Raw genomic sequence first — 18,248 nt, forward strand, 5'->3', positions numbered from 1 at the left:
AGGACTTTCAACTGACCAGTGGAAAATACACTGCGTTCGTTTTGCTCCCAATTGTCCGGTACAAAACCCCATTGAGGATGTTTGGTTGCAAGCCAAAACCTGGGTTCGACGTTTTTGTGCTTTGCTCCCTTCATTCTCTCATTTAAAATGGATGTTTGAATGGTTTATCCGTCACACTACCTTTGATTTTCCCACTCTTCAGATGTACGGAGCTTTTTCAAAAATCAAATATTAGTCCTATATTCTTGTTGGTATTAGCCTCGGCTTAGAAAAACCTGCAACTGTTGCAGTAGTAAACGGCACTACAGGTCAAGTCCTTACCTATCGCAGCATAAAACAACTACTGGGTGATAATTACAAACTGCTAAATCGACAGCGACAGCAAAAGCATTTTTTATCCCACCAACGCCAAATAGCTCAAACGCTTGCTGCACCAAATCAGTTTGGAGAATCGGAGTTAGGTCAGTATGTAGACAGCTTGCTGGCGAAAGAGATTATTGCGATCGCACTGAACTACTCTGCTGGAAGTATTGTTTTACCTAACTTGGACAATATGCGAGAACAAGTTCAAAGTGAGGTTCAAGCCAAAGCTGAACAAAAATCAGACTTAATAGAAGTTCAAAAACAGTATGCTAAACAATACCGAGTTAGCGTCCATCAGTGGAGTTACGGCAGATTGATGGCAAATATTCACTCGTCAGCTGCTAAAGTTGGAATTGTTATAGAGGAGTCAAAACAGCCAATTCGAGGTAGTCCACAGGAGAAAGCGAAAGAATTAGCGATCGCAGCTTACCATTCCCGCAAAATAAACTGATTGACAAAACACCGAACCTTGACAATAAAATAATCAGTAATAGCGCCGCAGTTCATGCTTGTTACAAGCCTCTGTGCTGTGTAAATTTGGGTTAGTTTGACTGCTGTTAAACAGTCTTGCTTTCTGACCCTGGTAGCTGCCCACCTTGATGCTGCTGTCCCTTGCGGACAGGAATTAGGTGCGCCCCCAGTAATAGAGGTGCGGGTTTACCGCAGTGGTGGCTACCCAATCACCTCCGACCAAGGAGGAACCCACCTTAATTATTTTTTGGCATGGTAAAGCGGGAGCGATTTCCCTGGGACTCCTGCCAAATCTTCAAATCCCTTTATTAGCATACTTTCTAGGTTTTTAGTTGTCACTGGATTTACTTTTTTCAGTTTCAACTAGTGAGTAATTTTGGTAGTCCTGCCAAAAGTGCCTCTAGGAAGCTTGATAAATAAAGGGTTTCAAGCACGGAGTTTCAATGCGCCTCCTAGCTTGAGGCGGGTTGAAAGCGTTGATTCATGGCATTGAAGTTATCCATCTTGGTGGTTTCAATGCGCCTCCTAGCTTGAGGCGGGTTGAAAGGTTGGGTTACGAGTCGTGATGCGTAAAGCCCCCGTCATTCATGCGGGGGATATAAGCGAATAAGCCAAATTTATTTGGCTTTAAAAACAGTTTATTCATTTTTAAGATACAATGGATAAATGCTAAATCTAACGTATACCTATCGCCTAAAACTAACACAACTGCAATCCCTAACCTATGAGACGTGGCTAGAAACCTCTCGCAGGGTTTGGAATTTTGCGTTGGCAGAAAGGAAAGATTGGTATCAGTCTAGATCATGCAGAATTGATGCTTGCAGTCTAAAAAATGAGTACATCATTCCGGCTGATGCGCCTCGACCGACCTTCGCTTCTCAATGCAAAGCTTTAACTCAAGCAAGAATTACTAATCCTGACCTCAATGCAGCACATTCTCAAATGTTGCAGCAAGTGTTAAGAAGATTAGAAAAAGCATTTATTGGAATGTGGGAGACGGGTAGAGGTTTCCCCCGATTCAAGAAAAAAGGGAGAATGCGCTCTTTATTGTTTCCACAATTAGGGGTTAATCCAATCCAAGGAAGCAAAGTTAAACTTCCTGGTGTTGGCTGGGTGAAAATGCAACTATCCCGACCTATCCCAGATGGGTTTGCGGCAAAGCAAGCCCAAGTGGTGAGGAAAGCTTCGGGGTGGTATGTAATGCTCACACTGCAATGCTTAGTTGATGTTCCAAGTTTTGCGCCACACGGTCAACCTATTGGTATTGACTTAGGGCTAAAAAGTTTCTTAGCTACATCCACTGGTGAACAAATCGCTAGACCAAGATTTTTTGTGGATCTCCAACGCAAGCTGAAATTGCTGCAACGCATGGTTAGTCATAAGAAATTAGGATCAAATAACTGGCGAAAAGCTCAACTGAGGGTATCACGGATACACGAATATATTCACAACACTCGCAAGGATTTTCATTTCAAGTTAGCACATCATTTATGCGACCAAAGTGGAATGATATTTGCTGAGGATTTGAATTTTAAAGCGTGGGCTAAAGGGATGTTTTCAAAGCATACTTTAGACGCAGGTTTTGGTGAATTTCTCTCAATCTTAGAATGGGTGTGTTGGAAGCGCGGGGTTTATTTTGCTAAGGTCAACCCCAATGGAACCAGTCAAACTTGCCCCAATTGCAGCCACCACACCGGAAAGAAAGATTTAAGCGAGCGGATACATTCTTGTGGTGAATGTGGATTTCAAACTGATAGAGATGTTGCAGCTGCTATGGTGGTGATGCAGCGTGGTCTTGCAGCCGTAGGGCATACGGTCAAGATGCTTGGCGAGGGGTTAAGCAATAGCACCCTTTTGACCCAAGAATCCCCCGTTTTATAAACGGGGGAGTGTCAATCCGCTACCGTCTACCAAGGCTCTAGTTTCAATGCGCCTCCTAGCTTGAGGCGGGTTGAAAGCAACAACTGGTAATGCTTGCCCTAAATTTATAGGAGGTTTCAATGCGCCTCCTAGCTTGAGGCGTGTACAAGCGGCAATGGGTGACCTGGGACTCGAACCCAGAACCAACAGATTAAGAGTCTGATGCTCTACCATTGAGCTAGTCACCCGCATAGTCATCTACTATAGCCTACTTCTGAAGCATACGCCAGCATTTGCGAAAAAATCAAATTTCCGACTTCTTCAAGGATACTGGGCAAATCAGGCGTATTACCTTTTATATAACGATTTTTCCTTATTCCACACGATTGATTGTAGAGACGTTCCGCACCGAACGTCTCATAGTAATGCATCTTGGCGCCAAATTTAAAACAGTTCTACACCTTCAAACTGCTGCTTACTTGCAGACGCAGCTTCTCCACAAGTACGTGGGGTGGGAAAAATCTTTCCAGGATTTGCTAAACCTTGAGGATTAAAAACTTGCCGAACCCATTGCATAGTTTCTAAATCAATTTCGCTAAACATATCTGGCATGTAACATTTTTTATCTGCACCAATGCCATGTTCACCAGAAATACTCCCACCTACTTTAACACAAAGTTTCAGAATTTCTCCGCCGACTTCTTCCACCTTTTCTAATGCTCCTTCAACGGAGTTGTCAAAGAGAATTAGTGGGTGAAGATTGCCATCTCCTGCGTGAAACACATTTGCAATTTTATAACCAAATTTTTGACTTAATGCCTCAATTTCTTGCAAGACGTAAGGTAATTGCGTGCGGGGAATTACGCCATCTTGAACATAATAATCAGGACTTAAATGTCCAGCAGCAGCAAAAGCAGCTTTGCGTCCTTTCCACAATTTTAATCGCGTTTCTAAGTCACTAGCAGAAGTAATGTTACGCGCACCATTCTTGAGACAAATTTCCGCAACCCGCTGTTTATTTGCGGCAACTTCTACTTCTAAACCATCGATTTCTACTAACAAAATTGCCGTAGCATCGCGGGGATAACAATTAGTAGCAACTACATCTTCCACAGCATTGATGCTGATATTATCCATCATTTCCATACCACCAGGAATAATTCCGGCGCTGATGATGTCAGAAACACTTTCTGCTGCTGCTTCAACTGTGGTAAAATCTGCTAAAAGAACGCAAATTGATTCTGCACTTTTGAGAATTCGCAAAGTAATTTCTGTAGCAATTCCTAATGTGCCTTCGGAACCAACGAATATACCTGTTAAATCATAACCAGGCATTTCCGGAATTTGTCCGCCAATATCGACAATTGAACCATCAGGTGTGACAATTTTCAATCCGAGAACGTGGTTAGTGGTGACACCGTACTTCAAGCAATGCACACCTCCAGAATTTTCTGCGACATTGCCACCAATTGAGCAGATAATTTGACTGGAAGGATCGGGAGCGTAGTAAAATCCAGCACCAGATACGGTTTGAGTTACCCAATTGTTAATTACCCCAGGCTGAACGACTACCCGCTGATTCTCTAAATCTACGCTGAGTATTTGCCGCATTAAAGAAGTGACAATTAAAACACAATTTTCAATTGGCAAAGCACCACCAGATAAACCGGTGCCAGAGCCACGGGCGATAAAAGGGATAGAATAGCGATCGCATATCTTCACCAATTGGGCAACTTGTTCTGTAGTTCTTGGCAAAACTACCACAGCAGGACGTTGACGATAGCTAGTTAAACCATCACACTCATAGGTGATCAGTTCTTCACGACGCTGTACTACCCCATTTTTGCCCAATACAGCCTCAAATTCTTTGATTATGGGTTTCCAGTTGCGTTGTTGTTTTTCTTGAGTAATCATGAGTAGTTAAAAAGAAAAGCGTTATTTGCTATTAATTAGATCGTATCCGCGTAAACAGTTATCCAATAAAATTACTTCACTATGCGATCGCAACGTACCCTTATACATCACGGAAACACTGCGCTAACGGGATTTAGATGCGTTTCAGACTGTATATTGCCCGCTTCACAATTACTTTACAAAATAGCGCAAAATTATAAAAAACTGCTAAAGACAAATCTGGGTACTAACTGTATTTGCTATGCTGGAAGGTATACTCTAAAGAAATAGTGAGCGTGAGATTACGCAAAAGAATCTAATTTCCTCATTAGATTGCTGAACATTGCAGAAATATAAGCCTTAATTTCACACTTATTTTTTCCACTTACAAAATATTAAATAAGCCATGAAAAAAGAACTTGTAGCTACAGGATTTGCCCTTTTCTGTTTTACTTTGCCAGAGAAAGCGATCGCTGCCAAGTTTGATGCGCTTTATGTATTCGGTGATAGTCTTTCTGATACGGGTAATACTTTCACAGCTACACAAGGACAAATACCCGTCCCTAGAGTCAATAATTCCAACCTTCCGGCTTATTTTCCTGGACGTTTTTCTAACGGTCCAATTTGGGTAGATTATTTCGGTTCGCAGACAGGATTAATACCCACACCTTTTGTTGCCCTCCAAACTATTCCGAATACTATTCCTAAAGATGGGGTTAATTTCGCCTTAGGTGGTGCTCAAACAGGTATAGTTAGTTCTTTTCCCGGTTTTCAAGATAATATACCAGGAGTGCTGGGGCAAGTTGCTTTGTTGAGGCAAAATTTGCCAGTTGATTCAAATGGTCTCTACTCAATTTTTGGTGGGGGAAATGATTATTTTGCAGGCAATACAAACGTTAATCAAGTAATTCAGAATTTAACTAATTCAATCGGCTCTTTGGCTCAAGGTGGAGCGACAAATTTCTTAGTATTTAACTTACCTGATTTGGGGGAAAGTCCTTTTGGAAAAATTTTAGGCTTTCCCAGTCAATTAAATCAATTGACACAAGAGCATAATAGACAATTAGCATTAGCTATCAGCAGTCTTCGCACCAGCAACCCGGATTTAAATATCTATTCTGTTGACATTAATACTCTTTTTAATACAATAAGAGCTACTCCAGCTAAATTTGGTTTTAAGGATGTAACCACTCCTTGTGTAACAGGTAACTTTCAGCAAGTCACAAATATCTGTGATAACCCAGATGATTTCTTGTTCTTTGATAATGTCCATCCCTCCTCACGCGCTCAGAACTTAATCGCACAAGCAGCACTGGCAGCAATTAATGGTAAAACCATTCCCGAACCTTCGGCAGCGTTGGGGATGTTAGCGCTTGGTGCTTTGGGTGCAGCAAAAGTGCGGAAGCGGAAAGTAACTTCACGAAATCGGGTTGTTGAGGCAGAACCTTCTAGAGAGCCGGTTCACTAATACAGTAGATTGCGTTGTTATTAAATACACGTAGAGACATAGCATTATCCTTACTGGGTGTGGGTATACGGTATTATCCAATTATATAAAGTGCGATCGCTAAAGCTTAAAGGCTGATCGCACTTTTTATGGGAGCAATCATCTAACCTAGAAATAAGACTTGAAATTTGTAGATAAATTTATGGTTGAGCAACTTTTGATCAATAATGATGATTACTACGTGCCAGATGCTAACCAACTAGTCACTGAAGATGATACGCCTATGGACAATTTCGCCTCTGCTAAACAACAACGTCTTTCAGTCACTTCTCTTTACAGTTCTCGACAAAATCAAACTTTCCTAGCCGAGGCTAATGTTGGCATTTATCATACAGATGGTGAGCCTCCCATTGTACCCGATATTTTCCTCAGCTTAGATGTAGAAGTGCCTCAAAATTGGTGGGAAAAGCAAAATCGTTGTTACATGGTTTGGCGTTTTGGTAAACCACCAGAAGTGGCAATTGAAATTGTCTCAAATAAAGAAGGTGGTGAACTGGGGAAAAAACTAGAAATTTATGAACACATGCGAGTGAGTTACTACATTGTATATGACCCCACTCAGCAATTAGGACAACCGCTACGCATTTATGAACTTAGAGGAAGGCGTTATTTTGAAACTACAGAAACTTGGTTAGAACAAGTTGATTTAGGTTTGACTCTCTGGGAAGGAGAATTTGAAGGTAGACAAGATATTTGGTTGCGTTGGTGTTACAAAGATGGGAACATTTTGCTAACTGGTGATGAACGTGCTTCCCAAGCTGAACAACGTGCTTCCGAAGCTGAACAACGTGCCCAATTACTTGCAGAAAGGCTCCTGGCTATGGGCGTAGATCCAAATAGCCTTTAGAGACATTACAAAGGCAGTTTACAAGCTTTTATCTGGCTAAGGGAAAATCAGATCATTTTATCACTTACGCACTCAGTCGCGAGAAAATAAGACTTAGAGATTGCAACCGAAGCGTCGATAGGGACGGAAATACGTAGTCCGTGCGTAAGTCCTGATTTTTTCGGTTTGCGTTGATGTTACGATAAAATGCAAATCTAAATTAAATTCTCGATGTCGGATTACGACAATTTATTTCAAATAATTGAAGAATTGGTAATGCACCATTCCCCCAGTGGTGTAGAAGTGTGGAGCGATTCTCCGCAGGAGACGCTACGCGATCGCGCAGATAATCTTATTGCCAAAATACCGGGGAAAAATTCAGAGCGAGCGATCGCTAACTGTATAGATTTACTACAAAAATTTTGCACAACAGAATTTGACTATTGACTCTTGATTATTTTGAGAAGTAACAATCTATTAACACCGTCCGGTTGATACCCGTAATTTTCTACAATGAACCAAAGAGATTGAAAAAAAGGTTAACAAGCGCAAATGCCGAAAACCGTTGCCGATGTGATGAGCCGTGACCCGATTGTTGTCCGCTCAGAAACTTCCTTAAATGAAGCGATCCAAATTCTGGCAGAACGACGCATCAGTGGATTACCTGTTGTAGATGATGCAGGTAAATTGGTAGGTATTATATCGGAAACGGATTTGATGTGGCAAGAAACTGGTGTAACTCCACCGGCATACATCATGTTTCTCGATAGCGTCATCTATTTACAAAATCCTGCCACCTACGAACGCGATCTGCATAAAGCACTGGGACAAACTGTTGGGGAAGTTATGAGCAAAGATCCCATCACTATTAAGGCGGAAAAAACTTTAGCACAAGCAGCCAGAGTTATGCACGATAAGAAGGTTCACCGCTTGCCAGTCCTTGACGAATCGGGTCAAGTGATTGGTATTCTCACTCGTGGTGACATTGTTCGGGCAATGGCAGCAAATCAAGATTAGTTGTTGGTTGTTGGTCAATGGTCAATGGTCAATGGTTATCCACTATCAACTATCAACCATCTACCAACCACTATCAACTATCAACCATCTACTATCAACTATCCATTATCAACAATGAGTATAACTCCTGAGTCTGTTAAGGAAATGCTTAGTTCTGAGGATTTGGGCGATCGCTTGCGTGCGGTTAATCAAATTCGCAATTTGGAACCTGGGATTGGTTTTGAGTTGGCTCAAAGTGCGGTTACTGACAGTAATTCCCGCGTGCGCTATTCAGCGGTGAGTCTGTTTGATACTTTGGGCAAACAAGATTTAGACGCATCTTTGAATATATTGCGCGATCGCTTGCTCAAAGATCCTGAACCTGATGTGCAAGCTGCTGCTGCTGACTGTTTGGGTGCCCTGAAACTACATGCAGCTTTTGAAGATATGCAGCAGGTTTACCGTACAACACCCGAATGGCTGGTAAAATTCAGTATTATTGCCACATTAGGAGAGTTAGGTGATCCACGAGCGTTTGAGCTACTCAAAGAAGCGCTCTCTTCAGATAACGAGTTAGTAAAAACGGCTGCTATTAGTTCTTTTGGGGAATTGGGAGACGCACAAGCAGTTCCCTTATTGGCACCGTATGCGAGTAATCCAGATTGGCAAGTACGCTATAGACTAGTGCAATCTTTGAATCTTCTAGGTGGTGCAGATGCCAAATCTATATTAGAAACTTTGGCTACTGATCAAGTAGAGGCGATCGCTGCTGAGGCTAAAAAATCTTTGCAGTCAACTTAAGGCAGTATGAGTTTGGATAATCTCTGGTAACACAGTACTTTCAAATCCCCATCTATTATTAGATGGGGATTTTTTGGTTGTTAATAACAGTAGTAAGCGTTTCAACGCTTATATTTCAATACCGTTGGTGTTTAGCCCCAAATCCTCGTCGAGACGTAGCAATGCTAGGTCTCTACATTCTGCAAATACGCAAAGTCTAAGAAATGCTTTCCTAATAGATGACAGGCAATGCTTGCTTTGAGCTTGATGTTTCCTGCTCATTTTTTCATGAAAAGCTTTTCATTTCTTTGTAAAGAGTCTGTAAAAAGCTGGAAACCATCACACTTTATTTTTACACAACATCAGTATATTGTTGTAATTTATTATTGTTCATAATCTGTATTTTTACTATTAGGCTTTACATAAACAAATTGACTAATAAAGTTTAAATGAATGTGTGGGTCTACCAGATGACACCTCAGTGAATACCGCATAACATACGAATATACACGCAGAGGAGGCACAACAAATTAGTTGCCTCAAGCATTAAAAAATACCTGAGATTGAGAGACAGAATCATGAAATTAAACAAACAATTTACCGCGACAGCTATTTCACTAACAGTATCCAACCTCACCAAAGAAATGATGAATTACAAAAAATCCTTCGCTTTTATCGGTTTAATTACAAGCAGCGCTCTGGCTCTTTCTTCTAATCCCGCTCAAGCTTTTAATTTCAACACAAGTACTGATTTAGGAAGTTGCTCTGCTCTCGCTGGTCCTTTCACAAGCAGCGGGTTAAGTTCTACTACTATTAAGCCAAACTGTAAAACTGGTGACGGTTTCACAATTACACCTAATCCTGAAGGTAAAGAACTTCAAGGTAAAAAAGTTAACGGTGTCATTGGTGTAGGTGTATCCGGTAACAAACCTGTTCGCGATGTCGTTGGTGGTGAAATTAACTACGGAGAGTCGATTGTATTAACTCTTCCCAATCCTGGAGATGTTCTCAAAAATATCGGTTTAAGCTTCTTATACCGACCCGGTGTGTTTGCAGATACAGTGTGGGAGGCTGCGAAAATCAAAACTAATACTGGGCTTGAGGGCATTCTTACAGTAACAGGTAAAGACACTGCTAGCTGGAGTTTTATTGGTGGTTTAGTTACAAATCTCAGCTTTTCTAAGGGTAATGGTGGTGGTTATTACGATATTGCAAATCCTTTCGGAAATGCCAAATTTGATTTCCTAACCCTCACTCCTTATACCTATGATTCAGTAGCAGAAAAAAGTAATGCTAACAGTGACTTTGCTCTCACTCATGCAACATCAGTTCCCGAACCAACAGCGATCGCTGGTTTAGCTTTAGTTGGTGGATTGTTGGTAGCAACTCGTCGTCGTAAAGCTATCCAATTTTAATTACCAAGGAAGAGTGTGGTTGGTTGGCATGTTTGACTTGCGGCAAAGCAATAATCATGCCTTACAGCTTTCAATTATCAGTTTTAGCTTTTTCATCCTATCTACAAGTGAGGCTCCAACATTAAAACACATTAATTATATGATTTTTTATTGAAGTAAGTCGTTTTCCAATGTCTTTTAAATGAGTATAAGAAGTAATTAATTACTTTCGTATACTCATTTTTTATTGATAATTACAGCAGATTTCAGTATTCCTTGTTCCATGTTCTCTGTTCCCTGTTACAGACTGCCAGGGCAAGGGCATCTCAAATACTATTGACATAATCATTATTTTGTGAATCTTAGGTATTTCCGTTCTTTCAGGCTATTGGAAGACAGGATAATTGTAAATTTAGCGTAATAATTATCCTGTCGTATCTTAACAATTCAATAGATAAACTCTGGTTGATTTAGCGGTAAACGCTTACGGCGCAAACAACTCATAAATTCATATTCTTGTCAATGAATGTTAAGATGCGCTGACCCTGTACAGACTGCTTATTTAGCATAACAAGTGCGATAGAGCTAAAATAAAAAAGCTGATTACTCAAAATAGGCTCAACCAGTACCATTTTCAAATCTTAGTTGAATACATTAATTTGATGATGACTAACTTTTCTTGGACTAAACAGTGGTATCCAATAACTCCTATCAGCTATCTGGAATGGGAGCATCCAACCCCAATTAATTTGTTGGGAAAAAAACTGGTAATCTGGAGAGATAAAAATCAAAAATGGGTAGCAATGGATGATACTTGCCCCCATAAATTGGCGCAGTTATCTTTAGGAAGTATCAATAAAAATGGAAACCTAATGTGTCGTCATCATGGTTGGTGTTTTGATGAGACAGGAAAATGTATAAATATTCCCATGCTGAGTGATGAAAAGGCTTTAGAAACTGCTTGTAATAGTGAGCGATCGCAAGTAACAACATATCCTACTCAAGTGCTACAAGGATTACTATGGATATGGGCAGATAATAGTCCTACTGCTTTTGAAGATAGCACTTCAAAGCAAGCTGCGGTGATGCCAGAATATAAGGTTGATAGCTCTGCGACAGATTGGTTTATGTCAGAAGTTCCTGTTGGTTACACTATCTCTGTTGAAAGTAGTTTTGACCCTTCTCATGCCCAATTTTTACATGAAGGAATTGCTGGATTTTCTCCGGAAAGAGCTATTCCCATTCAACATTTTGAAGTGTTTGGAGAAATGTCTGCTGAAGATGGTTTTACTTTAAAGCATTCTGGCTACAATATTTTTAACAAAGATATGGATGCGACGCGCAAGTTCACTCCACCCTGTTCTAACACAACAATTTACAAATATTCTAACGGTAAATCTGCTTTATTTCAGTTATATTTTGTGCCCACAAAACCAGGTTATTGTAAACACATTGGTAAGTTTATTGTTGATAGTCCTAAGCAAAAAGGTAATTTCTGGTTTGAACTATTGCCCAAATATTTACAAACTGGGTTAAAACATTCATCTAGTTATAAGTTAAGTAACCAAGATTTATCAATGATGCACTCCCAAGCTGTTAACGAATCTACAGGAGATAAAACTTGGCAGAAGTCATATTTTATGCCTTCAGTAGCTGACGTTGGCATCGTTAATTTTCGCAAATGGTTAGATGAGTTTGCTGGTGGTAAACCGGCATGGCAGTCAGTAGTAGAAGCACCTTTTCAAGAATTAAGTGATAAGCAATTATACGATATCTGGCACAGACATACAAAGCATTGCCCTAGTTGTCGGCAATCTCTAGTGCTGATAGATAAAGTCAAAGATTTTTGTCAAAATTTTACGGCAGTCTTGGCAATACTAGCGTTGTTATTAATAGCAATTAATCTGCCGACAAGAATAGTTTTGATACCGCTTTTGTTTGGCATATTCAGTTTAATTTGCTCCTATAAACTAGGCTCAATTCGGGAAAGATTTATGAGCAGCATTCCTAAAAAAGGTTTACCCGTAGTAAAACTATAGGACTAATATAGCGCTTCTCGGTTGCTTGCAATACGCGGTGTAGAGACGCGAAATTTCGCGTCTCTACATTTATTTATAGTGCAAATTCTACCCACCAAATACCTGCGACCAAGTTGTGAATAAAAAAACTGCAACCGCAGCGATCGCTAATATTCCCTGAATCAAATTTCCAATTAACGTTCCTGCTACAATCCCTAAACCAGCTTTCACCGCTAACTGAAAGTTTCGTTGATATATATACTCGCCGATAATTGCACCTAACAACGGTCCTAATAATATCCCTAACAACGGACCTCCAAAAGGCAAAGTCGGCAATAATCCAAAAAATCCCAGCAATAAACCAACTACCGCTCCAATTTGTCCGTATTTACTAGCACCTGCTTGTTTTGCTCCTAAATAACCTCCTAAGAAATCTACTCCAATACTTAAAATTAAAACAATAATTGTCACAATTAGTGGTATTTTAATTGCTGCAAAGGAACCACTAACAAATCCCCAAACAATAATCGAAATTAAAATTAAACTGGTTCCCGGAATTGCCGGAACCACAGCACCAATGATACCGAAAATCATCACCGCAACAAGTAACCAATAAATAATTTGCATTTCTTTGTAATTGTTAATTGTTAATTGTTAATTGTTAATTGGGAATAGGGCATTGGGAATAGGGCATTGGTAATAATTCTTTTTCTAGTCCCTAGTCCCTAGTTCCCAGTCCCCAGTCCCTAGTCCCCAGTCCCTTTTAAAGTAACAGCTAACTTGTCAGCAATACCGGCAATCCATTTTTCATCTTGTTTGGTATAACTGCGAGGAGAATTTGCTGCTAAAATCAAAACTCCTTGATTGCCGATAGGTTGACAAATTACACCTTGAGTGTTTTCTGGCAAATAATCAAATTCAATTTGTCCTGGGTATACTTTTAAAGCAACTAGATAAATTGCTTTTTGCGTTTCTAGCACTCGCTTTAAAATTGGTCCTGGTGTTACTTCCGATTTAGGAGCGAGAATACCGCGACGCAACAAAACTTTACCTTGAGAGAAAACTATAAGCGATCGCGTGACTGTATTAGTCAACAATAAATGAGATGCCCAAGCTAATTCGGTTTTTACAGCTTCAGGTAAATCTGACGCAAGTATAAAACCTTCTTCACCAATCAATTCTACAGTTTCTGGCGATCGCGGCTGTACCTGCTGCCAAATTAAACCCGTTAAAATTAAAACCGCACTCAAAATCACACCCAGCACATCCCCACGGGATTGAGACTGAGTTAGTTCTGTTGTAAACAAACGGTTAATCAACAAAAGTATAGCGCCTAAACCACCAACAACGATGGGTAGACGCCGCAGAACTCGATTAGGATCGGTACTCATTGGTCAAAAGTCAATAGTCAATAGTCAACAGTCAAAGAGTCAAAGAGTCAACTTCCCTGTCCCCCTTGTCCCCTTGTCTCCTTGTCTCCCTTGTCCCCTCTTCCCCTCTCACTCATCACCTGGTTCAATTATCCGTTGAAACAAATAACCAGTACCTCGTGCGGTGAGAATCAACTCTGGGTTACTGGGGTCATCTTCCAATTTTGCCCGCAAACGGGATATATGCACATCAACTACACGGGTATCTACATGACGTTCTGGTGTGTATCCCCACACTTCCTGTAAAATTTCTGAACGAGAAAAAGCTTCTCCAGAGCGACTGACTAACAATTCTAGTAAGCTAAACTCCATACCTGTCAAGCGAATACGCTCATCACCTTTGTATACTTGTCGCTTATTAGTATCAATTCTGATATTGGCAACATGTATTACTCCAGAACTGGGAATTCCCGAACCACCTGTTTTGTCTACTCGTCGTAGCACTGAGCGAATGCGAGCTTCTAGTTCTTTGGGGGAAAATGGTTTAACTACATAGTCGTCTGCACCCAACTCTAAGCCGGTGATGCGATCGGCAACATCGCCCAAAGCTGTTAGCATAATAATGGGTACATCAGATTCTTTACGTAATTCTTGGCATACGCCGTAGCCATCCAACTTTGGCATCATGACATCTAAGACAACCAAGTCAGGTTCTGCTTTGCGAAAAGTTTCCAAAGCTTCTTCACCATCCCCTGCTGTCACTACATCGTAGCCAATCATCGAAAGGCGGGTTTCCAAAATTCGGCGAATACTAGCTTCATCGTCTACTACTAGAATTTTTTCTTTATGACTTTCCAACTTTCTCGAGGCTCCTTAACTAAAATTTTTCAGATTAATTTTTAATACCATAATATTAAGATATCATTCCCTGAATTCATTTGGAAAAAGCTAGAAGCACTACTATTATTCAACTTTCATCGTGGGAAAAATTATTAAATGATTAAGATTAATTAATAAGATTTAAGAATGGCTAAGTCAAAAACCGTTTTCGTTTGTAGTCAGTGTGGGTCAGAATCACCTCAGTGGTATGGTAAATGTCCAGCCTGCGGCACTTACAACTCTTTGGAGGAGCAGATTACTAAACAATCTGCGGTGGATGTCCCCAGTCGGGGGGGAGTAAGTAGTTGGCAAAACAGTCACAACAATAGTAAATCTGGTGTTAGGGCACCCAAAGCACGAGCTTCTTTAACTTTTGATCAAATTAGCGATCGCCAAGTAGCACGCTGGGAATCTGGTTACGGTGAACTTGATCGGGTGCTTGGTGGTGGAATAGTTCCCGGTTCGATGGTGTTAATTGGTGGCGATCCCGGAATCGGTAAATCTACGCTATTGCTGCAAGTATCAAATGCCTTAGCGCAGAGATACCGGATTCTCTACATTTCTGGGGAAGAATCAGGACAGCAAATTAAATTAAGAGCTTCTCGCTTAGGTGTATCAAAAGATGCAAATGAAGTTGTAGAGGAAGCACCACAACCAAAAAACTCCGAAAGTATAGGAGTATTAAAAGATGTAATTGAAGTTGTAGAGGAAAATGGCAAAGTAGTATTAGTAGTAGAAGAAGCACCACAACCAAAAAACTCCGAAAGTATCGGTGCTGATTTATATGTTTTGCCAGAAACAGATTTAGAAGAGATTTTGCGGGAGATAGACTCTTTAAAACCAAATGTGGCAGTAATTGATAGTATTCAAACAATATTTTTACCAGCGTTAACTTCGGCACCTGGTTCAGTAGCGCAAGTACGGGAATGTACTGCGGCATTAATGAAAGTGGCGAAACACGAAGATATTACCATGTTAATTGTGGGACACGTCACCAAAGAAGGAGCGATCGCAGGTCCGAAAGTATTAGAACACTTGGTAGATACAGTATTGTATTTTGAAGGCGATCGCTTTGCCTCCCATCGATTGTTAAGAACAGTGAAAAACCGCTTTGGTGCAACTCACGAAATCGGCATCTTTGAAATGGTGGCACAGGGATTGCGAGAAGTTGCTAACCCCTCAGAATTATTTTTAGGTAATCGTGACGATCCAGCACCTGGTACAGCAATTGTCGTTGCTTGCGAAGGAACTCGCCCAATTGTGGTAGAATTACAAGCTTTGGTAAGTCCTACGAGCTATACTTCACCGCGTCGATCTACCACCGGCATAGATTACAATCGCTTAGTACAAATACTTGCGGTGTTAGAAAAACGGGTAGGGATTCCCATGTCGAAGTTGGATTCTTACGTTGCTTCTGCCGGTGGGTTGAATGTCGAGGAACCTGCGGTAGATTTGGGAGTAGCGATCGCTATTGTTGCCAGTTTCCGCGATCGCATTGTCGATCCGGGTACAGTGTTGATCGGGGAAGTGGGTTTAGGGGGACAAGTGCGATCGGTTTCCCAAATGGAACTGCGTTTAAAAGAAGCTGCAAAATTGGGGTTTAAAAGAGCGATCGTACCCAAAGGGCAAAAATTTCCCGATCTTGATATTGAGATTTTACCAGTTTCCAAAGTCATAGATGCAATTATTGCCGCCCTTCCCCAACAAGGATTGACAGAAGAAGATTTGATGCCAGATGATGAGGACGAGTAAAATTTCATCAATCCTTGATTAGACGTAGCATTGCTACGTCTCTACATCATATGTAATGTACTGGACATGATATAACTTACATTTTGCGCCTTTGTGTGATATCATGTGCCTCAATATCCTATGTCTCTTCTAATCCCAAGCTGAGAATACCTAAAATTTTACCAACTTGGTTCAAAAAGTATTCATCTAAACCTCCAGGAGACTCCCACCAAAACTGTACTCAGTTTGGTGGCGAGAGGAATGGAGGGCTAATTGCGAAACGTCCCCTGAGTGAATTTCTGCGTCAGCACAAACAATGAGGGGGACAGTTGAGCAATTAGCAAATATTTTCCAATCCAAAGGTTTGTGCATTGTATTTTCTGATATAATTGGATGAGTTTTGATACGAATGCAATGCAAACAATATCGGTAAAATGCAAGATTCAAGTCCCTGTAGAGTTGCGCTCTGAGATAGACCGCACCTTGCAGGGGTTTGCTGATGCTTGCAATCAGATATTGGAGGAAGCACGCCGCTCGAAATGCTGGAATACTACCAAGCTTCACCACTTGGTTTACAAGCCAGTACGCGCATCTACAGGCATCAAAGCAAATCACGTTTGCCAAGCTATTCGCCGCGTGATTGGCAACGCTAAAGCAGTTAAGCAAATTCACAAGTTCAGACCAACATCTTTGAGCTTGGATGCTCGGACTTTTCAATACTTGGAAGAACTGCAAACTGTAGGCGTTACTTTGATGTGTGGTCGCAAAAAGTTTAAGTTGTTGATTGGTAACTACCAGTTGGCATTGCTCAAAGGGCAGTCCCCAACGGCTGCTACCCTCAACAAAACGAAACACGGCAACTACTACATCAATATCTGTGTTGACTTGCCTACCAGCCCTACAGGTAAAACACCCAAGGTGATTGGGGTTGATCTGGGACGGCGCAACATAGCCACCACTTCCAATGGTGACTCTTGGAGTGGTGAGCAGATTCAATCGGTTCGTGACCGATATAGTAAGGTCAGATCCAATGTTCAAAGCAAACGCACGCGCAGTTCCAGGAAATTGTTGCGAAGGCTCTCTGGTAGAGAACAAAGGTTCCAAAAGTGGTTGAATCACAATATCTCGAAACAGTTGGTTCAAGATGCGCTCGCAAGTAATTCTGCTTTGGCTTTTGAAGACTTGATCAATATCAGGCAATCGCTTAACCAGCAACGTAGAAGCAAGACTGAACGCCGGAGAACTAATAATTGGGCTTTTTACCAATTGCGAATATTTGTTGATTACAAGGCAAATATTGCTGGTGTGCGAGTCGTCTTCGTCCCACCTGCCTATACCAGCCAGACTTGTTCGCGGTGTCACCATGTACACCCCATCAAAGGTAAATCCTATCGTTCTAATAAGTCTTTCAAGTGTGGGCATTGTGGTTTTGAGCATGATGCTGATATAAATGCTGCGCTAAACATTGCAGCTTTGGGGGTTTCCGTAAACAACCCTGAAGTTCCGGGGATTGCTTGCTTGTTGGAAGGACAACTCAGCTTGTTTCCGACTGGTGGCGAAATCTGGGACAAAGCCTACTCCGCATTTGGTACTCCAAATCGGTGTAGGTAGTTTACTCAAATCAACTTCTATCGTTGTTTCTTGTAACTGCATAAACTTCCAACTACTGCCGGTAGTTACCGCACCAAGTATTTTACTAATTTGTCTTCCTTTTTGCTGGTTAAAAATCACCAGACGCGATCATTTCTGCCATACACTGTCTTAAACCAGCTTCAATATTCTCATTTTTTGCTTCCACCACTGCGATCGCTGGTGATGTGATGATTAACTGTTCTGGAGAACGACTGATAAGAAAGTCACAATAACCATTCAGACCCTTTTCTATATCGACGGTAAAATCTTTACCCGAAAATAAACTTACTTTTTCAGGGTATAGCCGCTTTAATTCTAATAATATTGGTGCGATAATCATTTCCGAACGAGATTTTTCTGAGTTAATTGCTAAAGCGATCGGTGTATTAAAACGAAGCGTTTCTACAAGATAATCGCTATAGCTAATTTCTGGTACATCAGCAAATTTACTGTTTTTTTCGATGAGAGTAATATTAAAGTTGACTCTGATTGATTCAATATCAAACTGGCTGTAAGGCATTATTTAAT

General features: G+C 40.9%; 15 protein-coding genes, 1 tRNA gene and 3 pseudogenes. 13 read left to right on the forward strand and 6 right to left on the reverse strand.

All coding sequences use genetic code 11. The annotated features are described in order from the left end of the window. The 4 genes and pseudogenes from TOL9009_RS44095 to TOL9009_RS0134050 all read left to right on the forward strand — a co-directional run. Window positions 1-235, forward strand: a pseudogene (locus TOL9009_RS44095) (IS630 family transposase); the annotation flags it as partial. Then, window positions 236-814, forward strand: a pseudogene (cas12k, locus tag TOL9009_RS44100) (type V CRISPR-associated protein Cas12k); the annotation flags it as partial. It abuts the pseudogene before it with no gap. A gap of 96 nt (window positions 815-910) precedes the next feature. Beyond that, a complete protein-coding gene (locus TOL9009_RS46565) occupies window positions 911-1,093 on the forward strand; it encodes a hypothetical protein (RefSeq protein ID WP_144238453.1) in 183 nt (60 codons plus the stop codon). 407 nt (window positions 1,094-1,500) lie between these two features. Next, window positions 1,501-2,715, forward strand: a complete 1,215-nt coding sequence (locus TOL9009_RS0134050) for an RNA-guided endonuclease InsQ/TnpB family protein (protein ID WP_029637815.1) — start codon at window positions 1,501-1,503, stop codon at window positions 2,713-2,715. 155 nt (window positions 2,716-2,870) lie between these two features. Here TOL9009_RS0134050 and TOL9009_RS0134055 read toward each other — a convergent pair. Both TOL9009_RS0134055 and glcD read right to left on the reverse strand, forming a co-directional pair. After that, window positions 2,871-2,942 (reverse strand) — tRNA-Lys (locus tag TOL9009_RS0134055). A 196-nt stretch (window positions 2,943-3,138) separates the two neighbouring features. Beyond that, a complete protein-coding gene (glcD, locus tag TOL9009_RS0134060; protein ID WP_029637816.1) occupies window positions 3,139-4,608 on the reverse strand; it encodes a glycolate oxidase subunit GlcD in 1,470 nt (489 codons plus the stop codon). A 385-nt stretch (window positions 4,609-4,993) separates the two neighbouring features. Here glcD and TOL9009_RS0134065 point away from each other — a divergent pair, with 385 nt between their 5' ends. The 7 genes and pseudogenes from TOL9009_RS0134065 to TOL9009_RS0134095 all read left to right on the forward strand — a co-directional run bounded on the left by TOL9009_RS0134065 (window position 4,994) and on the right by TOL9009_RS0134095 (window position 12,129). Next, window positions 4,994-6,055 (forward strand): SGNH/GDSL hydrolase family protein, encoded by a 1,062-nt coding sequence (locus TOL9009_RS0134065; protein WP_029637817.1) that lies wholly within the window; start codon window positions 4,994-4,996, stop codon window positions 6,053-6,055. Between the two features lie 181 nt (window positions 6,056-6,236). Next, window positions 6,237-6,941 carry a Uma2 family endonuclease gene (locus TOL9009_RS0134070; protein WP_029637818.1) on the forward strand — a complete coding sequence of 235 codons (705 nt, stop codon included), beginning with the start codon at window positions 6,237-6,239 and terminating at the stop codon, window positions 6,939-6,941. 210 nt (window positions 6,942-7,151) lie between these two features. Next, a pseudogene (locus tag TOL9009_RS0134075) lies at window positions 7,152-7,316 on the forward strand (M42 family peptidase); the annotation flags it as partial. 156 nt (window positions 7,317-7,472) lie between these two features. Beyond that, window positions 7,473-7,937 (forward strand): CBS domain-containing protein, encoded by a 465-nt coding sequence (locus TOL9009_RS0134080; RefSeq protein WP_029637820.1) that lies wholly within the window; start codon window positions 7,473-7,475, stop codon window positions 7,935-7,937. Window positions 7,938-8,051: 114 nt separating this feature from the next. After that, window positions 8,052-8,717, forward strand: a complete 666-nt coding sequence (nblB, locus tag TOL9009_RS0134085) for a phycobilisome degradation protein NblB (RefSeq protein ID WP_029637821.1) — start codon at window positions 8,052-8,054, stop codon at window positions 8,715-8,717. A 557-nt stretch (window positions 8,718-9,274) separates the two neighbouring features. Continuing rightward, complete coding sequence (locus TOL9009_RS0134090) at window positions 9,275-10,111, forward strand: PEP-CTERM sorting domain-containing protein (RefSeq protein WP_029637822.1); 837 nt, start codon at window positions 9,275-9,277, stop codon at window positions 10,109-10,111. 641 nt (window positions 10,112-10,752) lie between these two features. After that, window positions 10,753-12,129: an aromatic ring-hydroxylating dioxygenase subunit alpha gene (locus TOL9009_RS0134095; RefSeq protein WP_029637823.1), complete on the forward strand. Its 1,377-nt coding sequence runs from the start codon at window positions 10,753-10,755 to the stop codon at window positions 12,127-12,129. 87 nt (window positions 12,130-12,216) lie between these two features. Here TOL9009_RS0134095 and TOL9009_RS0134100 read toward each other — a convergent pair whose 3' ends face one another. From TOL9009_RS0134100 to rpaB, 3 genes are all read right to left on the reverse strand, one after another. Then, window positions 12,217-12,735 (reverse strand): DUF456 domain-containing protein, encoded by a 519-nt coding sequence (locus TOL9009_RS0134100; protein ID WP_029637824.1) that lies wholly within the window; start codon window positions 12,733-12,735, stop codon window positions 12,217-12,219. Window positions 12,736-12,854: 119 nt separating this feature from the next. After that, complete coding sequence (locus tag TOL9009_RS0134105) at window positions 12,855-13,499, reverse strand: cofactor assembly of complex C subunit B (protein ID WP_029637825.1); 645 nt, start codon at window positions 13,497-13,499, stop codon at window positions 12,855-12,857. A 108-nt stretch (window positions 13,500-13,607) separates the two neighbouring features. Next, entirely contained in the window at window positions 13,608-14,336 is a 729-nt protein-coding gene (gene rpaB / locus TOL9009_RS0134110) for a response regulator transcription factor RpaB (protein ID WP_029637826.1), read from the reverse strand. Window positions 14,337-14,504: 168 nt separating this feature from the next. Here rpaB and radA point away from each other — a divergent pair, with 168 nt between their 5' ends. Continuing rightward, entirely contained in the window at window positions 14,505-16,109 is a 1,605-nt protein-coding gene (radA, locus tag TOL9009_RS0134115; RefSeq protein ID WP_029637827.1) for a DNA repair protein RadA, read from the forward strand. A 393-nt stretch (window positions 16,110-16,502) separates the two neighbouring features. Then, window positions 16,503-17,699 (forward strand): RNA-guided endonuclease InsQ/TnpB family protein, encoded by a 1,197-nt coding sequence (locus TOL9009_RS41420; RefSeq protein ID WP_051503236.1) that lies wholly within the window; start codon window positions 16,503-16,505, stop codon window positions 17,697-17,699. A gap of 109 nt (window positions 17,700-17,808) precedes the next feature. Here the strand turns inward: TOL9009_RS41420 and TOL9009_RS41425 are convergent, their stop codons facing one another. Beyond that, window positions 17,809-18,240 carry a hypothetical protein gene (locus tag TOL9009_RS41425; RefSeq protein WP_063628731.1) on the reverse strand — a complete coding sequence of 144 codons (432 nt, stop codon included), beginning with the start codon at window positions 18,238-18,240 and terminating at the stop codon, window positions 17,809-17,811. Window positions 18,241-18,248 lie beyond the last annotated feature (8 nt).

It is taken from the genome of [Scytonema hofmanni] UTEX 2349, assembly GCF_000582685.1.
Lineage (GTDB): Bacteria > Cyanobacteriota > Cyanobacteriia > Cyanobacteriales > Nostocaceae > Hassallia > Hassallia hofmanni.